The 18,423-nt window shown below is 48.0% G+C and carries 15 protein-coding genes; 13 read left to right on the top strand and 2 right to left on the bottom strand.

Annotated elements, in window-relative coordinates; translation table 11 throughout:
• Nucleotides 1-22 precede the first annotated feature (22 nt).
• The gene (locus ACQ5DJ_RS25780; RefSeq protein WP_429844924.1) at nt 23-2,026 is read right to left on the bottom strand and encodes a dipeptide ABC transporter ATP-binding protein; all 2,004 of its coding nucleotides are present in this window, start codon (nt 2,024-2,026) and stop codon (nt 23-25) included.
• Nucleotides 2,027-2,310: 284 nt separating this feature from the next.
• Here ACQ5DJ_RS25780 and ACQ5DJ_RS25775 point away from each other — a divergent pair, with 284 nt between their 5' ends.
• The 3 genes from ACQ5DJ_RS25775 to ACQ5DJ_RS25765 all read left to right on the top strand — a co-directional run bounded on the left by ACQ5DJ_RS25775 (nt 2,311) and on the right by ACQ5DJ_RS25765 (nt 4,596).
• Nucleotides 2,311-2,961: a polysaccharide deacetylase family protein gene (locus ACQ5DJ_RS25775; protein ID WP_429844923.1), complete on the top strand. Its 651-nt coding sequence runs from the start codon at nt 2,311-2,313 to the stop codon at nt 2,959-2,961.
• A 69-nt stretch (nt 2,962-3,030) separates the two neighbouring features.
• Nucleotides 3,031-3,996 (top strand): helix-turn-helix transcriptional regulator, encoded by a 966-nt coding sequence (locus tag ACQ5DJ_RS25770; RefSeq protein ID WP_429844922.1) that lies wholly within the window; start codon nt 3,031-3,033, stop codon nt 3,994-3,996.
• An 84-nt stretch (nt 3,997-4,080) separates the two neighbouring features.
• Complete coding sequence (locus ACQ5DJ_RS25765; RefSeq protein WP_429844921.1) at nt 4,081-4,596, top strand: DinB family protein; 516 nt, start codon at nt 4,081-4,083, stop codon at nt 4,594-4,596.
• A gap of 205 nt (nt 4,597-4,801) precedes the next feature.
• Here the strand turns inward: ACQ5DJ_RS25765 and ACQ5DJ_RS25760 are convergent, their stop codons facing one another.
• Nucleotides 4,802-5,815: an ATP-binding protein gene (locus ACQ5DJ_RS25760; RefSeq protein ID WP_429844920.1), complete on the bottom strand. Its 1,014-nt coding sequence runs from the start codon at nt 5,813-5,815 to the stop codon at nt 4,802-4,804.
• A 282-nt stretch (nt 5,816-6,097) separates the two neighbouring features.
• On the opposite strand from ACQ5DJ_RS25760, the gene ACQ5DJ_RS25755 reads away from it, so the two are divergent.
• The 10 genes from ACQ5DJ_RS25755 (at nt 6,098) to ACQ5DJ_RS25710 (ending at nt 18,272) form a co-directional block, all read left to right on the top strand.
• Nucleotides 6,098-7,747 carry an AraC family transcriptional regulator gene (locus ACQ5DJ_RS25755; RefSeq protein WP_429844918.1) on the top strand — a complete coding sequence of 550 codons (1,650 nt, stop codon included), beginning with the start codon at nt 6,098-6,100 and terminating at the stop codon, nt 7,745-7,747.
• Nucleotides 7,748-7,859: 112 nt separating this feature from the next.
• Complete coding sequence (locus ACQ5DJ_RS25750; protein WP_429844916.1) at nt 7,860-8,864, top strand: iron-hydroxamate ABC transporter substrate-binding protein; 1,005 nt, start codon at nt 7,860-7,862, stop codon at nt 8,862-8,864.
• 19 nt (nt 8,865-8,883) lie between these two features.
• A complete protein-coding gene (locus ACQ5DJ_RS25745; RefSeq protein WP_429844915.1) occupies nt 8,884-9,891 on the top strand; it encodes a FecCD family ABC transporter permease in 1,008 nt (335 codons plus the stop codon).
• Nucleotides 9,884-10,903 carry a FecCD family ABC transporter permease gene (locus ACQ5DJ_RS25740; RefSeq protein WP_429844914.1) on the top strand — a complete coding sequence of 340 codons (1,020 nt, stop codon included), beginning with the start codon at nt 9,884-9,886 and terminating at the stop codon, nt 10,901-10,903. Before ACQ5DJ_RS25745 ends, ACQ5DJ_RS25740 begins: the two co-directional genes overlap by 8 nt.
• A gap of 9 nt (nt 10,904-10,912) precedes the next feature.
• The gene (locus tag ACQ5DJ_RS25735) at nt 10,913-12,253 is read left to right on the top strand and encodes an alpha/beta hydrolase-fold protein (protein ID WP_429844913.1); all 1,341 of its coding nucleotides are present in this window, start codon (nt 10,913-10,915) and stop codon (nt 12,251-12,253) included.
• Between the two features lie 278 nt (nt 12,254-12,531).
• Nucleotides 12,532-13,758: an MFS transporter gene (locus ACQ5DJ_RS25730; RefSeq protein WP_429844911.1), complete on the top strand. Its 1,227-nt coding sequence runs from the start codon at nt 12,532-12,534 to the stop codon at nt 13,756-13,758.
• A gap of 31 nt (nt 13,759-13,789) precedes the next feature.
• Nucleotides 13,790-14,173 (top strand): MmcQ/YjbR family DNA-binding protein, encoded by a 384-nt coding sequence (locus ACQ5DJ_RS25725; RefSeq protein ID WP_429844910.1) that lies wholly within the window; start codon nt 13,790-13,792, stop codon nt 14,171-14,173.
• An 80-nt stretch (nt 14,174-14,253) separates the two neighbouring features.
• Complete coding sequence (locus ACQ5DJ_RS25720; RefSeq protein WP_429844909.1) at nt 14,254-15,624, top strand: sigma-54 interaction domain-containing protein; 1,371 nt, start codon at nt 14,254-14,256, stop codon at nt 15,622-15,624.
• Between the two features lie 413 nt (nt 15,625-16,037).
• A complete protein-coding gene (locus ACQ5DJ_RS25715; protein ID WP_429844908.1) occupies nt 16,038-17,420 on the top strand; it encodes a GntP family permease in 1,383 nt (460 codons plus the stop codon).
• 66 nt (nt 17,421-17,486) lie between these two features.
• Nucleotides 17,487-18,272, top strand: coding sequence for a 3-hydroxybutyrate dehydrogenase (locus ACQ5DJ_RS25710; RefSeq protein WP_429844907.1), 786 nt, complete (start codon nt 17,487-17,489; stop codon nt 18,270-18,272).
• The last annotated feature ends 151 nt before the right edge of the window (nt 18,273-18,423 follow it).

Genomic DNA, 18,423 nt, shown 5'->3' with positions numbered 1-18,423 from the left:
TCTTGTGTATATGGTTTATGGTTTACACCAAGACGCCGCCGCCATATCTTTCGAATTCTTTCTGGGTGCAAGCAACAAAGTGACCACGCTCAATTTCACGCAAGACGCGTTCTTCCCCTTGATCTCGCAAATATTCCTGATCATCGAAAACGATGCGCTTACGGTTGCGCTCATAATCAGGGTCTGGCAATGGAATTGCCGAGAGCAACGATTTGGTGTACGGATGAATCGGATTCTCGTACAGGCGATTACTTTCTGCCAGCTCCACAATACGTCCGCGGTACATAACACCAATGCGGTCACTGATGTATTTAACCATGGATAGGTCATGGGCGATGAACAGATAAGTCAGGCCTTTTTCTTTTTGCAGGCGCTTGAGCAGGTTAATGACCTGCGCCTGAATGGACACGTCGAGAGCAGAGATCGGTTCATCGGCAATGATGAATTCCGGATCAACAGCCAATGCCCGTGCAATCCCGATCCGTTGGCGCTGTCCGCCGCTGAACTCATGCGGGTAACGGTTTGCGTGCTCGCGGTTGAGGCCAACAGTTTCCAACAGCTCGTGTACCTTGGCGATGCGTGCTTCCTTGGTAGCCAGACGATGAATGTCTAGACCCTCTGCAATAATGTCGGATACAGTCAGACGTGGATTCAACGACGAGTACGGGTCTTGGAAGATCATCTGGATTTTGCGGTTGAGCCATTTCTTTTCTTCGAGTGTTTTCTTTCCGTGTACACTGTTCCCATTGAACAGGACTTCTCCGCCAGTTGCATCGTACAGGCGAAGGATGGTTCGTCCTGTGGTGGATTTACCGCAACCGGATTCACCCACAAGACCGAAAATCTCCCCTTTGTAGATGTCAAAGGTGATACCATCTACAGCTTTCAGCGTATGACCATTCCCGAGGTCAAAATGCTGTTTCAAATCTTTGACTTCAACCAGCTTCTCACGGTTCTCGTAGTTGAAGGTTTTTGTTGTGCTTACTGGAGCGTCAGTCGCATTATCAGAATTGACTTTTCGTCTCACAGCCGAAGCAGGCGGCTTGATGTCAGGTGCCATTTCATGCAAGAGCCATGTTGCCGCATAATGCGTATCGGAGATTTTGAACATCGGTGGTTCATATTCCAGATCGACCTTCAACGCAAATGGGTTACGAGCTGCGAAGGCATCCCCTACAGGTGGCTTGAACATGTCAGGCGGCGATCCAGGAATGGACATCAGCTCGTCATCGCTGGCATCGAGGCTAGGCATGGAACCTAATAGACCCCATGTATACGGGTGCTTAGGATCGTAGAAAATTTCATCGACTTTACCGATTTCCACAATTTTACCTGCATACATAACTGCTACACGGTCTGCCATGTTAGCAACTACACCGAGGTCATGCGTAATAAAGATGATCGAGGTACCCATCTTCTTTTGCAGTTCCTTCAGCAACTCCAAAATCTGCGCCTGAATCGATACGTCCAGAGCAGTTGTCGGCTCATCGGCGATGATAATTTTGGGATTGCAGGCCAGTGCGATAGCAATGACAATCCGTTGGCGCATCCCACCAGAGAATTGGTGCGGGTATTGATCGACACGTTCTTTGGCAAATGGAATCCCTACCATTTCCAACAGTTCAATAGCACGGCTGCGCGCTTCTGCACGGTTTAGCTTTTGGTGCTTGATGAAGCTCTCCATGATTTGGTTACCGATAGTCATCGTCGGATTCAAGGAAGTCATCGGGTCTTGGAAGATCATCGAGATGTCGCGACCGCGAACATCTTGCATTTCTTTTTCGGAAAGCGTAACCAAATCTCTTCCTTCAAAAAGAACTTGTCCTTTTGGAATGCGTCCAGGAGGAGAAGGAATGAGGCGCATAAGTGCTTGTGAGGTTACGGATTTACCGGAACCAGATTCACCAACAATCGCCAGCGTTTCTCCTTTTTCCAGATCGAAGGAGACGCCCCGTACTGCTTTAACTTCACCTGCATACGTATCGAATGACACATGCAAATCTTTTACTTCTAAAACTTTTCCCATATAATCCTCCCTTTCGAACATGCTTTGTCGTGATTAACCCTCCATGTATATCCAACAATCTCTCTAGTAGGAATTTTTACGAAAATGAAAATCATTATCATCATTATACTATATTCATTAACTGTTGTTAAAAAAATTTTTTATACGCTGCATACTCATGCCGATCTCTTCCTGAATTTTGCTAAAAGCCTAGAATAGGGGCTTTTTTAGAGTTACCAAACGAGAGCCCAGTCATACAATGCATCAATGCAGCCGAATACTGGCTTATAGGGAGGGTAACGCTTGTGAACAAGCTCAATCAGTCAAAGGAAATCGCACTCACTTTTGATGATGGACCAGATCAATTGTGGACGCCTCGTGTGTTAGACATATTAGCCCACTATCAAGTAAAGGCAACTTTCTTCTGCGTGGGACAAATGGTGAAGTACAATCCGAAAATACTGGAGCGGATCGTAAAGGAAGGTCACATTGTAGGAAACCATAGCTGGGATCACCCAGACTTTACGAAAATACCTCTCTTGGCTGTACAGGAGCAGGTAGAACGTACCTCGGATCAGATCGAAAAGGTAGTAGGAGTGAGACCTCGGTTAGTTCGGCCGCCATATGGAGCAGTGAATGAGGAGGTCAACCAGCTGCTTGTAGCGAGAGACTACGAAATGATTTTGTGGGATATAGACAGTTGGGATTGGAAAGGTCTCACTGGCCCACAGGTCGCGAGAAACATCTTGGGACATGTCACCCCAGGAGCAGTCGTGCTTCAACATTCCGCTGGCGGTACGAAAGACACGCTAAAGGGGAGTGTGGACGCCTTGCCCTATGTCATTGAGGTGTTAAGTGAACAGAAATATAGCTTCTCAACCGTTTCCGCCATGTTTCAACTGCCAGCGTATCGAGAAAAGACCTGTCCTGTCGAGAAAAGGAGAAGGGGCAGATAGAGGAAATGGATTGAATCCTGTGGTAATTAGTAGAATCAGAAGATTTCTTTCAGGGGAGCGAATCCGTCCATGTCCAAAGCCGATAATATGCTCTCCATTTTGTGGCTGTTGAAGACCGGCAAGCGAATGACAGCCAAGCAATTGGCAGAGATTCTCGAGATCAATATTCGAACCGTTTATCGCTATATCGACTCATTGTGTGCGAGCGGTGTACCCATCATTTCCGATGCCGGACACAATGGTGGCTACAGTTTACTTCAGCATTTCAATGAAGCTCCGTTGGTTTTCGACCTCAACGAGCAAAAAGCCCTGATTCATGCAGCGGCTTTTGCCCAAGAGGCCGGTTATCCCTTCGGAGCAGATTTACACCGGGCCATTTCCAAGCTAAAACGTTATACAAATGAAGAGCAGCGTGACGCGATTGACCGACATAGTATCGGCTTTGAGGTGATCCAGCCTCCTGTTGATCCTTCTCTCGAATCTACCCTACAGGAACTGGAGCTGTCTGTTGCCAATGGATACACCCTCTCGATGGAGTATCAGAAAGCTTACCAGACAACGAGACAGATGCGTCAAATCAATCCATACGGACTTGTTTATTGGAAGGGAAATTGGTACATCGTTGCCTATTGCCATCTCCGAGGTACCATTCGCAGCTTTCGTGCAGATCGTGTTTATGAGATCCAACGTACAGATGCCAGCTTTCAACGCCCTCCTGAATTTTCTGCGCGCCATTTTTTTCTCTCGAATTTACTACCGGAAGCAGACAAGCAGGGCAACACCATTTTGATCAAGGTCAAAGGAAGACCACAGTCACTCGCTGATTTGTGCAGGCATTGGTATCTCGGACATACTGTGATCGAGCGCAGCGAGGCGCAGGTGATCTTTCAAGTAGATGAGCATATGGCCCATTCGATCCTTTCTCATTATCTTTTGCCATACGGAAAATCCATTCAAGTTGAAGAGCCAGCCTTTGTAAAAGAGCGTTTGGCTGCCATCGCTGCCGATTTATTTCATTTTTATCAGTCGACTTGAATTCACTGACCATTTTTGTCAGTAGAGTTGATTTATATTGAAAGCAAAGAAGAAATGGAAAAAGTGAATGGGGGCAGATTGATTATGAAGCATGAAGCATTGCGTTTGTACGAATATCATGTATGGGCAAACGAAAAGGTATTCGAGCGGTTGCAGGAGGTACCGGAGGGAGTTAGTGAGCAGGAGGTTCCGAGTGTGTTTCCGACCATCACCCAGACGTTGGCTCACGTTCTCAAGACGGATTATGTTTGGTTATTGGCCATGAAGGGGGAGAGCTACGAAGAGGTAGGACCAAAAGTAGGGGTTCTCTTGCAGGAATTAAAAGGGAAGAACGTACACGAGCTGCGAAAACTGTTTGCCGAATCAGCCCAGCAGTTCAGAGATTTCTTCGGGCAAATCTCGATGGAAGACACCTCGGCCTATACGCACCCGGCATTGGGCACGGTTCATGCTCGTTATGCCGACATCGTCCAACACGTCGCCAACCACGGAACCTATCACCGAGGCAATATCTCCGCCATGCTCAGACAAATGGGCCACGCGGGAGCTTCCTCCGATTACATTTTCTATTTGTTCGAGACTTCCGCGGTAGAACAGTAAAAGTCTTCCGACCGAGACGCAATGCAAAAAGCGAAACACGCCCTTAAGCGTCCACCTCTGAGAAACATCCAGATTGGACCACTTTGGACGAGGTTTCGCTTTTTGCATGGAGTCGGCCAGTCAAGCCCCCAGCGGGTGGCCCTAGAAGCTGAGTCGTTTTCTCCTGTTCCCTCTCCTCCACTACAGCAACGAAAATGACTTGTTTTTAAGGATTCATCGTCCGAGTAATCCGCCCCTCGACCCCGTTCCAGAACTGACTAATGTTCGGTTTGGCGTCTCCGAAGATGCTTTCACCAGGCTTGCCGGGTTCAAAGATCACGTCCTTGTTTTTGGCGACCTCGCTCAAGTAATCCTTAACGAGCAGTCCTGTTTTCGTCGCTTCATATTTCTTGGCAAAGTTCTGATACTCTTCCTTGACGGCCGGGAGCAGCTTCATTGTTTTTTCGTCAATCGCATCATAACGGTAGTCAGATAAGTATGTTTTGACATAGTCGATATAGAGAGTACGGAGCTTCACTGCACGTGGGCTGCTGCGGTAGTTGACCAAATACTCTTCGACTTCCACCATTCTCGGTCCGAGCTCGGCTCGCGTGATTTGTAACCCGCTTTCACCCAAATACGGTTTGCCCGTTTCCGTTTCTTGAATAGACAAGTAATCCTTCCCTTCCTCATCGAGCGAAGCGGCATATTTTTGCAATGCCTTGTAATCTACTTGCCAGTAGAAGGACATGTCGTTCGTTGCCTTTAAGACGAGTCCACCCTCTGTTTGATCGAGGAGCCATTGCTTGAAGCTGTCATCGCCTTCTAGCTTGTTGAAATCATATGGGTATTGCAAGGCGTACAGCTTATCCGCATTTCCCGGCTGGGCGAGGAGTGCCTTGAAGTTATCGTTTATCGTAGGCAGATGTTTTTCATAGTACTGATCAAGGGCAAAAAATAATTGATCGGCAGTCTTCGTGTCCGTTTTCGCCAGATGCTGATCCAAAAAGACAGTTAGCTCATTCGCTTCCTTGGCTTGCGCAGCTAGTACGGTGAACTGCTTGAGCAAATCATCCAAAGGCTTTTCGCCTTTTGTTGCATCAGCAGGAGACTTCCCTGTGTTTTCCGTTGCAGGCGGGGTAGGGTCTTTTACCGTCAGTTGATCAGGGGCTGAGGTGCACCCTGTCACAAAAGTAATCGCAACGAGGCTAGAGACAAAAGGTAGAACATATCGTTTCATATTTTCATTTCACTCCGTTATGTTGAATGGTTTCAATCGGGTGACTAGGATAGCTGCTGCAATAGGCGTCCTTTGACACTTTTCGCAAAGCCTCCCCGCCATCTGCCGCCCTCCCGTCGTTCCCTTTCTATTGGTACGTACCATACCACGTTCAAGTTATCGGTTCAAATCGATTAAATATTCCCGATAGGAAGCAAGCGTCACTTTTGATATACTTTCTCTATTGATGATAATGAGAATGATTATCAATATTTACATAGAGGATCGACCAGAGGTGAGAACATGAACGAAACACAAGCCTTGGTTCAACAATTCACAGAGAAGACCATGGCAGAAGCCATTTTTAAGCTGCGTGATATTACATGGCTCAAAGCACAAGGACATGACCGATTACGCCAACAATTTACTCATTCGCATATTTTGCTGGTAATAACCGGGGGACGAGGGCGCCTGCGACTGGAGAACGAGGAGTATCAATTGCGGCAGGACGCGATTTACGTATGTCCTCCTATGCTAACGTTTGGCATCGTCCCTGATTCGGCTGATCATTTGGAGATGTACATGCTTCGTTTTGATGTCTTTATGGAAACGAGAGACAGACATCGGCGCTTCCAAGCTCTTCGGGAAAAGGATATGTTTCCTTTTCGGGGAGAGATCTCTGTCCAATCGGCAGGGCAGCTGCCTGTCTATTGTGATTTGATCCAGAATCTATGGAAGCAGGATACGGCACTCGAGCGTTTTCGAGGTCAAAACACGTTTCAAGAGCTATGGTACCACATCGTCAAGCATGCTCACTTTTCGGCCACAGATTCTGGAATGGCGCTGGAGCGGGCTCGTGCACATATGGAAGAGCATTACTCGGAAAATGTGACGATAGAACAGCTGGCTCGTATCGCTGAGGTGAGTCCAAAATATTTCGTCGATCTGTTCAAAAAAACGTATGGCATTTCAGCTATGGACTATTTGGCAGAGCTTCGCATCAGCCGGGCGAAGCAGATGATGGTGCAGTCGCATGCCAAGCTGCGCGATATCGCTCATCAAGTGGGCTACAACGACGAGTTTTACTTTAGTCGAAAATTCAAGAAAGCTGTTGGTGTTTCACCCACTCTCTATATGAAAAGCCGCCAACGAAAAATTGCGGCGTACGGCTCGGCCATCATCGGGCATTTGCTGGCTTTGAAAATGATCCCTTACGCGGCGCCACTGCACCCGAAATGGACGGCTTACTATCATCACAGCTATCGAAACGATATCCCGGTACATCTGAGCGCGTTTCGAATCAATCAGAATTGGAAAGCCAATATCGAAATGCTTCGCGATGCCAAGCCAGACATGATCATCGGCTTGGACGAGACGAGTCTGCAGGAACAGAAGCAACTGAACGAGATTGCGCCCACCTTGTATGTACCCTTTGAAGAGCGGGGATGGAAAGAACAACTGCAGCTTATGGCAGACTTTTTGGGTGAGTCCGTGGAAGCGCATCATTGGCTTTGCGAGTATGAGAAAAAGGTGAAGAGGGCCCGGGCAAAGCTTCAACACGTTTTAGACGATGAAACGGTGCTCATCGTGCGGATATTGAAAAACCAGATCTATGTTCACTGCAATCGCAGCATGAATGAAGTATTTTATCAAGATCTGCAAGTCAAACCTGCTTTTGTCTCGGAGCAGAACGAGTACGACCAGCTTGTGACCGTACAGGAATTAGCTACACTCGCGCCAGATCGCTTGTTGCTGTTGGTTTGCCAAGAGGCTGAAACGTTGGCATGCTTCCAAGCCTTGAAAGCATCGGGACCATGGCAAGAGATCGAAGCAGTCCGCAACAATCGGGCGCATGTCATTATGTCGGACCCTTGGCGGGAATACTCGGCAACGGCTCATGAACGGATCGTGGAAGAGAGTGTGAGATTGTTTTCAGGAGATCGTCCATGTTGATTCTGGATTTCGTCCATGGTCGTGTACGAGTGGATGCTTTATAATCACGAATGATAATCGTTATCACTCGCGCAGAGTGAAACCTTACATTTCTGAGAGGGGTCTTTCAAGAATGAAAAAGATATACCTAGGCTTGAGCATTGCAGCGCTGACATTGGCTCTGACAGCGTGCGGCGGAGGAAAAGAAGCAGCGAATAACACGACTGCACCTACCTCAGCACCTGCGACAACAGCTACAGCAGAAAAGCCGGCCGATGATGCGAATAAAGCTGAGACACGCACAATCAAATATTTGGATAAAGAATATACCGTTCCTAGCAAAACAGAAAGAATCGTCATTGTAGGCAGCATGGAGTCCATGGAAGATTCCCTTGTGCTGAACGTAAACCCGGTAGGCGCGATTTCTGTCGGCGGCAAATTCCCGGAGATGTTTGCGCCGATTACGGGCGAAGCCAAATCCATCGGGGAGAAAATACAACCGAACCTGGAAACGATCCTGTCCTTGAAGCCGGACGTGATCTTGGGCAGTAGCAAATTTCCGCCAGAAATGGCTGAGAAGCTGAACAAGATTGCTCCTACTTTCCCTGTGTCTCATATTTCAACCAACTGGGAAGCGAACCTGCAATTGTTGGGTGAACTGACTGGCAAGCAAGCTGAGGCAGAGAAAGCGCTCAATGAATACAAATCAGGGATTGAAGCGGCAAAAGCAAAATTGGGAGACAGCGTGAAGGATAAAAAAGTGTTGGTGATTCGTCTGCGCCAAGGAAACATCAACATCTATCCAGAGAAGGTGTTCTTCAACCCAGCTCTGTACGCAGACCTTGGTTTAACTGCACCAGAAGAAGTAAAAGCGGCGAAGGCACAAGAAATTATCTCCATGGAGAAATTCAGCCAGATCAACCCGGACTATCTGTTCATCCAATTCTCTCCAGACGAGAATAAAGACAAGCCGAACGTATTGGAAGATTTGCAGAACAACCCGATTTGGAAGAGCGTGAATGCAGTGAAAAACGGCAAGGTCTACGTAAACGTAGTCGATCCTCTCGCACAAGGCGGTACTGCTTGGAGTAAAACACAATTCCTGAAGGCGGCTGTTGAAAATTTGTCTGCCAAGTAAAAGTGGGCGAGGGTAGGCTATGCAATCCAAAAAAGCAACTTCCATGATCATACTAGCTGTTTCGCCATTGGTGATCCTGCTTACCATCTTGCTCTCCATTCATTACGGAGCCAAGTCGATTGATGCCGGAACCATTTATCAAGCTCTCTTTGCTTTTGATGAAGGGAATGTGGATCATCAAATTGTCATGCATTCTCGCTTGCCAAGAGTTTTGGGCGCACTCATGATCGGAGCATTTCTAGCGATATCAGGAGCGTTGATGCAGGGGATGACGAGGAATTACCTCGCGTCCCCCTCTATTATGGGCGTGTCTGACGGTTCGGTCTTTGCCGTTACGCTGTGCATGGTATTCCTTCCATCCGCTACGAGTGTCACGATGATTACCATGTCCCTGATCGGTTCAGCATTTGCGGTGGCGATGGTTCTCGCTTTTTCCCGACTGTTACCAAACGGCTTGACACCCGTGGGTATGGCGGTCATCGGCACGATTACGGGTACCTTTTTGAGTAGCATTTCAGCTGCGATTTCTACTTATTTTCAAGTCTCGCAAAACGTCAGCTTCTGGTACAATGCTAGGCTACATCTCTTGGAGCCAGGCCTGGTGAAGCTAGCGGTTCCTTTTGCCATCGTCGGGATTGTCCTCGCACTTCTTTTGTCCAAATCGATTACGATCTTATCTTTGGGTGACGAAGTATCGCGCGGTCTCGGACAGAGAACGGTGATGGTCAAAGTGCTGGCAACGACCGCTGTTGTCATTCTGACAGGTATTTCTGTTGCGTTAGCAGGAAAAATCGCTTTTGTCGGGCTGATTATTCCGCATATTACCCGCTTTTTGGTAGGTCTCGATTATCGATGGATCATTCCATGTGCAGGTTTATTGGGCGGTATTTTCCTCGCCTTGTCTGACGTTCTCAGCCGATTTATGAACAGTCCATTTGAGACTCCAATCGGTGTGGTAACGGCTTTTATTGGCGTTCCATTCTTCCTCTATTTGATTTACAAGAGAGGAGGGGGAAAGCATGCCTAATCGAAAAGGTAAATTTCGTTTGCTGTTTCTCGTCAACATAGCCTTGATTTTGCTAGCGATTTATATCAGTCTGACCAACGGTGTATTTGACATGACGATATTTGATGTCATCCATACGTTATTGCGTATTGATCCTGTAGCGGAATACGATTTGGTTATTTTCGATTTCCGCCTGCCTCGGATTGTTATTGCGGCGTTGGTCGGCTTTGGCTTAGGGGTCGCTGGTACTGTCATTCAGGGGATCACCCGTAACGGGCTGGCTGATCCGGGGATTTTGGGTATTAACGCTGGGGCAGGAGCCGCTATCGTCGCCTTTATGTTTTTCTTCGGTGGGCAATTCATGGATGCGAGCTGGTATTCCATCATCGCCATGCCTTTGTTCGGTTTGACAGGCGGATTGCTTGCGGCTGGACTGATTTATCTATTTGCTTGGCGTAACGGAGCACTTGACCCACAACGACTGATTCTGGTGGGGATCGCCATTGGCTCCGGATTGGGTGCCGTGTCACTATATCTCTCGTTAAAAATGAATCCCAACGATTTTGAAATGGCAACCGTATGGCTCTCGGGAAGTATCTGGAGTGCCAACTGGACGCATATTGCTGGGATGCTGCCATGGCTAGTCATCCTCATTCCTGTTTTGATGCGCAAGGTGCATATTCTCGATTTGCTTCAATTGAGTGAGGAGTCCGTCAAGAATCTGGGTGTGTCCGTGGAAAAGGAGCGCAATATTCTCCTGCTGTCGAGTATTGGGATCGTGAGCGCGTGTGTCTCGGTTTCGGGAGGCATCGGATTCGTCGGTTTGATGGCACCGCATATTGCGAAGCGTTTGACGGGAATCCAGCACAGGTATGTTCTTCCCTTGTCGGGGACAATCGGGATGCTCATGGTCGTGGCAGCTGACTTTATCGCCAAAATTGTGTTCACACCCATTGAACTGCCAGTGGGTATCGTCATTTCGATCATCGGTGTACCGTATTTCTTCTATTTACTGAGTAGAAGAAAAAAATAAAGAGGGGACGTGCAAATTGTGAAGGGACAATTGTTTGCAGACGTATGCCATCACCGAGCACTGCTCGTATATTTGCCGCCATCCTATGACAAGAGTACGTCCCAATTCCCCGTTATGTATGTCCATGATGGCGGTGACTTGTTTGATCCTGCGTTTAGTACGGCACTCGATGTAATCGAAGATCAGTTTGTAGAGGGAAAAATTCCTGAGCTGATTCTCGTCGGCATCCAACCAGGAAACCGCAGGGATGACTATACGCCTTGGTTTTCCAAAGCGATCTCGCCTGAGCGTAACATTGATTTTGGCGGACAAGGAGATGCGTATCTTTCTTACGTCGCCAATGAATGTAAGGCTTATATCGACAGCAAGTACAGGACAGACCCTCGGCCGGAAAAAACAGGGATCATCGGATTTTCGCTTGGTGGCTTGATCTCGATGTACGCTGCGCACCAATATCCGGACGTTTTCACGAAAATCGGCAGCATCTCGGGTTCGTATTGGTATGAAGGCATGGTTCCGTTTATGCGGGAAAAGAAAATGTACCGTCCCGGACTGCGCATCTACATGGATGTTGGCAGTAAGGAAGGTGCCAAAAAACAAAACATCCAGAAACAAATGGTCCCGTTGACAAAAGAAGCGCATCAGATATTGGCTGATAGTGGCTTCACAGCGGATCAGCTCGCCCTATTCATTGAGGAAGGGGCGGATCATTTGAGTGAATGTGCAAACGCCAGATTTCCGGGGGCGTTGCAATGGCTCTGGAATGAGAAGGAGGAGAAAGAAATGGAACTGGACAAATTGATTAGAGAGCGTCGCTCGATTCATCGCTTTACAGATCGTGAGGTAGACCCTGCGCTGGTTACAGAACTGATGGATACAGCCGTGTGGGCGCCAAATTATCACATGACACAACCTTGGCGCTTTATTGTGACGTACGGGGAAGGCAAGAGAAGAATCGCGGAGGCCGTGCGGATCATGAAGGAAAAGCGGGAGATTGATCCTGCGAAAAAGAAAGAAGTCGGCGAGAAGTTTTACAATAAAATCATGGCGATTCCGATGCTGATGACGGTCATCATGGAAGAAAGCCCGAACCTGATTACACGCCAAGACGATTTCGCTTCCACCAGCATTGTCATTCATAACTTTAGCTTGCTGGCGTGGGAAAAAGGCATCGGTCTGACGTGGGAGACGTATCCGTGGATTCACGAGCCGGAATTCCGTGAAGCGATGGGCATCCGACCAGGAGAAAAAGTGCTAGGGAACCTGCATATCGGATATCCAGCCGCGATTCCTGGCGCTCAGCCTCGTATTCCAGCAGCAGAGCGCATCACACTCGTCGACAAGGCATAGGACAAGATCAAGTGAATTTTTCTTGTCACAGGATTACTTTTTGTGGTACCCTTGGGTCATTCTACAAGAAAGGGTGACCATTAAGCCAATGATCTGCTAACTCCTATTTCCACAAAACCAATCGGACAAAACGATGCGTTTTCGGATAGGGGTAGTATGTGCATATTGGCGAATAGATGGTAGATCCTTTTTTAGACTCATCAAAGGGTTTCTATGTCTTTTTGACGATAATATGCGTAGCCTCCTGTCCAGATCGCAATGGATAAGGAGGCTTTTTTATGTCAAATGTTTTGAAAAACCGCTATGTCAGGGCTATTTTGTTATCAGCATTTCTGCTGCAAATCGGAGTATGGGTGCGCAACATGGCGATTCTGCTCTTTGTGATGGATCATACAGGAGGCGATCCGTTCGCGGTTTCCATGATTTCTGTGGCAGAGTATGCGCCAATCTTTCTGTTTTCCTTTCTTGCTGGTACGTTTGCTGATCGCTGGCAACCGAGAAAAACGATGGTCTGGTGTGAGGTGCTCAGTGCTCTATCGGTTGTCGGAGTGCTGCTTACCTTCGTTTACGGCTCGTGGAAGGCCATTTTTTTTGCCACACTCATTTCAGCCATTCTCTCTCAGTTTTCTCAACCGTCCGGAATGAAGCTGTTCAAGCTGCATGTACCTGGTGAACAACTTCAGGTAGGAATGTCCGCGTACCAGACTATTTTCGCGATCTTCATGGTATTTGGTCCGATTGTCGGTACATTTGTGTTCCAGCAATGGGGGATGGAGGTTGCCATGGTCATCACGGCAGTTGCGTTCCTCTCTGCGGCCGGCGTCCTGTATTTGTTGCCGCCAGATCGTGTCGAGAAAGAAGAGCAGCAAGAAACGGCATTGCTTGGGGAGATGGTCAGCGGGATTCGTTATGTGTTCTCCAGTCGCGTATTGTCTATGCTTGGCTTTTGCTTTTTGGCTGTGGGTTTCTCATTGGGAATGATTCAACCGCTTGGGATTTTTATCGTGACCGAACAACTGCAATTACCGAAAGAAAGCTTGCAATGGTTAATTACCGCCCAAGGTGTGGGGATGATTGCGGGAGGCGCCATGACGATGGCAGCTGCCAAAACGATTCCACCTCAAAAGTTATTGGTCATGGGACTTCTTGGAAATGCGGTCGCAGTAGCGGTTTGCGGGATGTCCACGAATCTGTGGCTGACGCTTGTTGCCCAGTTCATCGCGGGATTGCTCTTGCCCTCTATTCAAATTGGAATCAACACCATGCTGCTTAAAAATACCGACAGTACTTTTATCGGTCGGGTGAATGGAATACTGACCCCGTTGTTTACAGGCTCCATGGTCGTCATGATGAGTATCACGGGGGTATTGAAGCTGCATCTTCCGCTCGCAGTCATATACGGGATCGCTGCATTCCTGATGATCATTGGTCTCAGCTTTATTTTGCCGCTTTATCGTATGAGGGAAGGAAACGTGGTGCAAAGTACAGAACAGACTGGTATATAAGCGTTTGGAAGTAAAGGGAGGCTTGAACCAGATGGTGCACGAACAGATTTCTTCTATAGAAGGTTTGAAGATGGTAGCTGCTGTTCGCGAGCTGGCGCTGCGGTTGCCAGAAGTAACGGAGCAGATAGACGCTTTTGGACATACATCGTTTCGCGTAAACGACAAGCCGTTTGTCATTATGGGAGAGGGGGGCACGGATGGCCCCTCCCTTTCTGTGAAGGTGCTGAAGACGACCCAAGAGATTTTGCTTGCCCAGGAGCATTTTTACAAGACGCCATACATTGGTCATCACGGCTGGGTTTCAATCCTGGACAAAAACGTGACTAGCTATGGTGAAATCGAGGATTACATACGGGAAGGCTACATGTGCGCGGCTCCCAAGCGATTGGTCAAGCAATTACAACACCTCCTCTGATCGTTCCTGTATAATTTGGGCGTAACGAGTAATGAGCGAACGTTCGACACAGCAGCATTCAGACAAAGGGGGAGCCGGTTTTGGATTGGAATCTCCAGCAGATGAGCAAATTGCTTGAGGTCGTTTTTGAAAATGCCCATGAACCGATGATCGTAACGGACAAGGACGGAAAAATACTCTTATTGAATCGTAGCTATCGGGAATTCCTGAATGTACAGGACGTGATCGGACAGCCAGTGACGGATGTCATCGAAAACACGAGGATGCATATTGTCGGTCAGGAAGGTGTTGCCGAGATCGCCGATATTCAGCAAATAAAAGGACAGAACATGATTGCGCATCGCATACCGATCATGGACGAAGGTAAAGTGATTGCCGTTCTGGGAACGGTGCTGTTCCAGGATGTGCAGGAGCTCACCGCTTTGGCTGCGATGGTTGCTCAGCTAAAGGATGAGCTGACCTATTATAAGAAAGAGCTGCGGAGGCGAATGGGGGCTACCTATCATTTTGATCAAATCGTCGGGTACAGCCAGAAGCTGCAGGAGCTTAAGAAATTTTCTCAGAAAGTTGCGAAAAGCGATTCGACTGTGCTCATCACAGGCGAAAGCGGGACGGGCAAGGAGCTGTTTGCCCACGCCATTCATGCCGAGAGCAAGCGCAAAATGGGTCCTTTCATTCGGGTAAATTGTGCCGCTATTCCGGATTCTTTGCTAGAATCAGAGCTGTTTGGCTATGAAGAAGGAGCGTTTACCGGAGCTGTTCGCCGCGGAAAAAAAGGAAAGTTCGAGTTGGCCAACCACGGAACCATTTTGCTGGATGAGATCGGGGACATGCCGCTACCGCTGCAAGCCAAGCTACTGCGTGTGTTGCAGGAAAAAGAAGTCGAGCGGGTAGGTGCTGTTCGGACGACGCCAATCGATGTGCGGGTGATTGCTTCCACGAATTCGGACATGCTTCAAAGCATCAAGGAAGGGAAGTTTCGGGCAGATCTCTATTATCGGTTGAATGTCGTGTCACTCTCGATCCCTCCGTTGCGCGAGCGTCTGGAGGATTTGCCGGAGCTGGTTTCGAATCTGCTCAAACAGCTTGGCGAGTCCACTGGCGTTGCGGTCAGGGCCATTGATGAAGAAGTATGGAATGTACTTCGGGGCTACTCCTGGCCAGGCAATGTACGAGAGCTGAAAAACGTGCTGGAACGAGCCCTTCATCTAATGGAAGACGATGTCCTGAAAAAGGAGCATGTTTGGCTGCCTGTATCTGACGAAGGGTCACTCGAGTTCTTGTCAGTTCCAACTCATGCCGTTCGCCCATTGAAACAAGTCTTGGGAGAGGCTGAGCAGGAAGCACTTCGCCAAGCGATGCAGCAAGCAGGGGGGAACAAGCTTTCCGCCGCCAAGCTGTTGCAAATCAGCAAGTCCAGCTTTTACGAAAAGTGGGAGAAGTACCAGTAGTACGAGTAGTATGAGGCGCGTATAAGTCGGGGATGTGGCGTTGAGCCAGGTTCGCGGCTTTTTTCATCTGCAGGGATAACTTTTTGGTAGATTCCGGTTTTCTGGAATAGAGCAAGATGACCTCCCGCTTAAACCCGGTAGCCTTCCTCGAGCAGATTCCCTAAAAGCTGGGCAGATTTTTGCTAGATTCCATAAAACCGGACAAGAAATTCCGGAAATCCGGAAGAATTGCAAGCGCTATCATCTGCTTGCAAACAGTGGAGGCACAATGAACGGGCATGGTTGAACGATTTTTCTGGAATCGGCTGGAATTGGCATGGTCCATGCAAATGGGTTGAATATGAAAGCGTTTTCTCCAAGCGAATCCACACCATTTCCTCTGTAAGCGGAGGAGAAATTGAAAGGAGAATTATATGATCATCGAAGTGTTATCCATCTTGATTTCGCTCGGTCTCCTGATGTTTTTTGCGTATCGGGGCTATCCTGTTATCGTATTTGCCCCTATTTTTACGCTGCTGGCCGTTGTTCTTTCCGGGATCTCTCTGCTGCCGAGCTACACCGAAACCTTTATGACGAATGCAGCAAACTATGTGAAATCATTCTTCCCTATTTTCTTACTGGGTGCCATTTTTGGAAAAGTCATGGAGTTGAGCGGTGCTGCCTCGTCCATTGCCCACACGATTGTGAAAGCACTTGGCTCCAATCGTGCGATCTTGGCTGTTGTTTTGGCTTGCTCGATTTTGACGTATGGCGGAGTTTCCCTGTTCGTTGTGGCATTTGCTGTGTATCCGTTTGCCGCTGCGATTTTCCGTGAAGCCAATATTCCGAAGCGTCTCATTCCAGGAACGATTGCGCTCGGCGCTTTTACGTATACGATGGACGCTTTGCCAGGTACACCACAAATTCAAAACATCATTCCTACGACTTATTTCGGTACGGATGCTTATGCTGCACCTGTTCTAGGAACGATTGGCGCCATCATGGTTTTCATTGGCGGGATGCTATGGCTGGAGCGCAGACGCAAGCAAGCTGCCGTTGCTGGGGAAGGCTATGGCGAGGGACATACGAATGAGCCAGAGCTGATCAAAAATGAATCCTACATGAACATCTGGATTGCGATTCTCCCGTTGGCATTGGTGCTCGTGGGTAACTATTTGTTCAGCAGAGGGATTTGGACAGTAGAGACGTGGTACGATCCGGCGATTCTCAAAGAATCATTTAAGATTGAGAAAGTGAAAAACGTTGTATCTTCTTGGTCACTGATTATTTCGCTCTGTCTTGGAATTATTGCCGCAATTTTAATCAATGTGAAACAAGTAAAAAACAAGCTGGCGAGTGGTTTGACGGCAGCCGCGATGGGTTCTCTCTTGGCGATCTTCAATACTGCTTCCGAAGTTGGGTTCGGAAACGTTGTAAAAACATTGCCGGGCTTCAAACTCATCCAAGGTTGGATTATGGGAGCAAGTGATCATCCGCTGGTTTCTGAGGCACTGGCTGTAAACGTACTGGCAGGTGTGACCGGTTCAGCGTCGGGCGGTATGTCGATCGCGCTGGAGGTTATGAGCAAGCAATACCTAGAGATGGCAAATGCTGCGGGAATCAGCCCTGAGTTGCTGCACCGTATTGCTTCAATGTCTTCTGGTGGTATGGACACATTGCCACACAACGGAGCGGTCATTACACTGCTCGCGATTACTGGTTTGACTCATCGTCAATCGTACAAAGACATTTTCGCGATTACGGTTTTGAAAACAGCGGTCGTGTTCATTCTGGCATTTGCCGTTTCTATTTTCTAATTTTCATCAGAGATCAGCCATTTTATAGACAGAGAAAATGAGGAACAGGAGAGGAGATAGTAAGGCATGGAGAAGTTGTTGGAGCAGCAGGTAGCAGTAGTAACAGGGGCTGCGAGTGGAATTGGTTTGGAGATTGCCCGGACGTTCGCCGAGGAAGGGGCGAAAGTCGTCATACTGGACTTGAATGGGGAAGCAGCGGAAGCAGCAGCAGACCAATTGCAAAAGGAAGGGCATGAAGCAATCAGCTTTGGTTGTAATGTTACCGACGAGGTACAAGTGCAGGCGTGCATCCAGCAGACAGTCAAGATTTTTGGCAGACTTGATATCTTAGTGAATAATGCCGGATTGCAATTTGTCTCTCCAATAGAAGAGTTCCCGACTGCAAAATTTGAACAAATGCTAAGTATTATGCTGACAGCGCCTTTTGTTGCGATTAAACACGCGTTCCCCATTATGAAGCAACAAGGTCATGGACGTATTATCAATATGTCTTCGATCAACGGCTTGATTGGCTTTGCGGGGAAGGCAGCGTACAACAGTGCCAAGCACGGAGTCATCGGGCTTACCAAGGTTGCTGCCCTAGAAGGTGCAGCCGCTGGTATTACGGTAAATGCCATTTGTCCGGGGTATGTCGATACGCCGCTGGTACAAAACCAATTAGCGGATTTGGCTAAGACAAGAAATGTGCCGTTGGAAAAAGTGATGGAAGAAGTCATCTACCCGCTGGTGCCGCAGAAGAGACTGCTGCAAGTAAAGGAAGTAGCGAACTACGCTGCCTTTTTAGCTAGCAAGAAAGCGTCAGGTGTCACGGGTCAGGCTGTCGTCATCGATGGCGGGTATACAGCGCAGTAAGCCTGTTAAAGTCCCTATTTTTATAGGGGCTTTTTCATTTTTGCTATCTTTTTTTAAAAAACTAGTAAAAAAGGTCTTGTATTCTCTTTTTAGATATGATAGATTATTCCTTGTCGCCAAGAACGACGACAAAATACGAGAAAAGAAAACG

Source organism: Brevibacillus sp. FIR094, assembly GCF_050477165.1.
Taxonomy (GTDB): Bacteria; Bacillota; Bacilli; order Brevibacillales; family Brevibacillaceae; genus Brevibacillus.
The sequence above is the reverse complement of the archived record's forward strand: the minus strand, read 5'-3'. Positions and strand labels throughout refer to the sequence as shown.

What these genes read in the sequence shown, in the direction of transcription:
- ACQ5DJ_RS25780 (WP_429844924.1), bottom strand. Translation starts at nt 2,026, where the DNA reads ATGGGAAAAGTTTTAGAAGTAAAAGATTTGCATGTGTCATTCGATACG.
- ACQ5DJ_RS25770 (WP_429844922.1), top strand. Translation starts at nt 3,031, where the DNA reads ATGTCCAAAGCCGATAATATGCTCTCCATTTTGTGGCTGTTGAAGACC.
- ACQ5DJ_RS25765 (WP_429844921.1), top strand. Translation starts at nt 4,081, where the DNA reads ATGAAGCATGAAGCATTGCGTTTGTACGAATATCATGTATGGGCAAAC.
- ACQ5DJ_RS25760 (WP_429844920.1), bottom strand. Translation starts at nt 5,815, where the DNA reads ATGAAACGATATGTTCTACCTTTTGTCTCTAGCCTCGTTGCGATTACT.
- ACQ5DJ_RS25755 (WP_429844918.1), top strand. Translation starts at nt 6,098, where the DNA reads ATGAACGAAACACAAGCCTTGGTTCAACAATTCACAGAGAAGACCATG.
- ACQ5DJ_RS25750 (WP_429844916.1), top strand. Translation starts at nt 7,860, where the DNA reads ATGAAAAAGATATACCTAGGCTTGAGCATTGCAGCGCTGACATTGGCT.
- ACQ5DJ_RS25745 (WP_429844915.1), top strand. Translation starts at nt 8,884, where the DNA reads ATGCAATCCAAAAAAGCAACTTCCATGATCATACTAGCTGTTTCGCCA.
- ACQ5DJ_RS25740 (WP_429844914.1), top strand. Translation starts at nt 9,884, where the DNA reads ATGCCTAATCGAAAAGGTAAATTTCGTTTGCTGTTTCTCGTCAACATA.
- ACQ5DJ_RS25730 (WP_429844911.1), top strand. Translation starts at nt 12,532, where the DNA reads ATGTCAAATGTTTTGAAAAACCGCTATGTCAGGGCTATTTTGTTATCA.
- ACQ5DJ_RS25725 (WP_429844910.1), top strand. Translation starts at nt 13,790, where the DNA reads ATGGTGCACGAACAGATTTCTTCTATAGAAGGTTTGAAGATGGTAGCT.
- ACQ5DJ_RS25715 (WP_429844908.1), top strand. Translation starts at nt 16,038, where the DNA reads ATGATCATCGAAGTGTTATCCATCTTGATTTCGCTCGGTCTCCTGATG.
- ACQ5DJ_RS25710 (WP_429844907.1), top strand. Translation starts at nt 17,487, where the DNA reads ATGGAGAAGTTGTTGGAGCAGCAGGTAGCAGTAGTAACAGGGGCTGCG.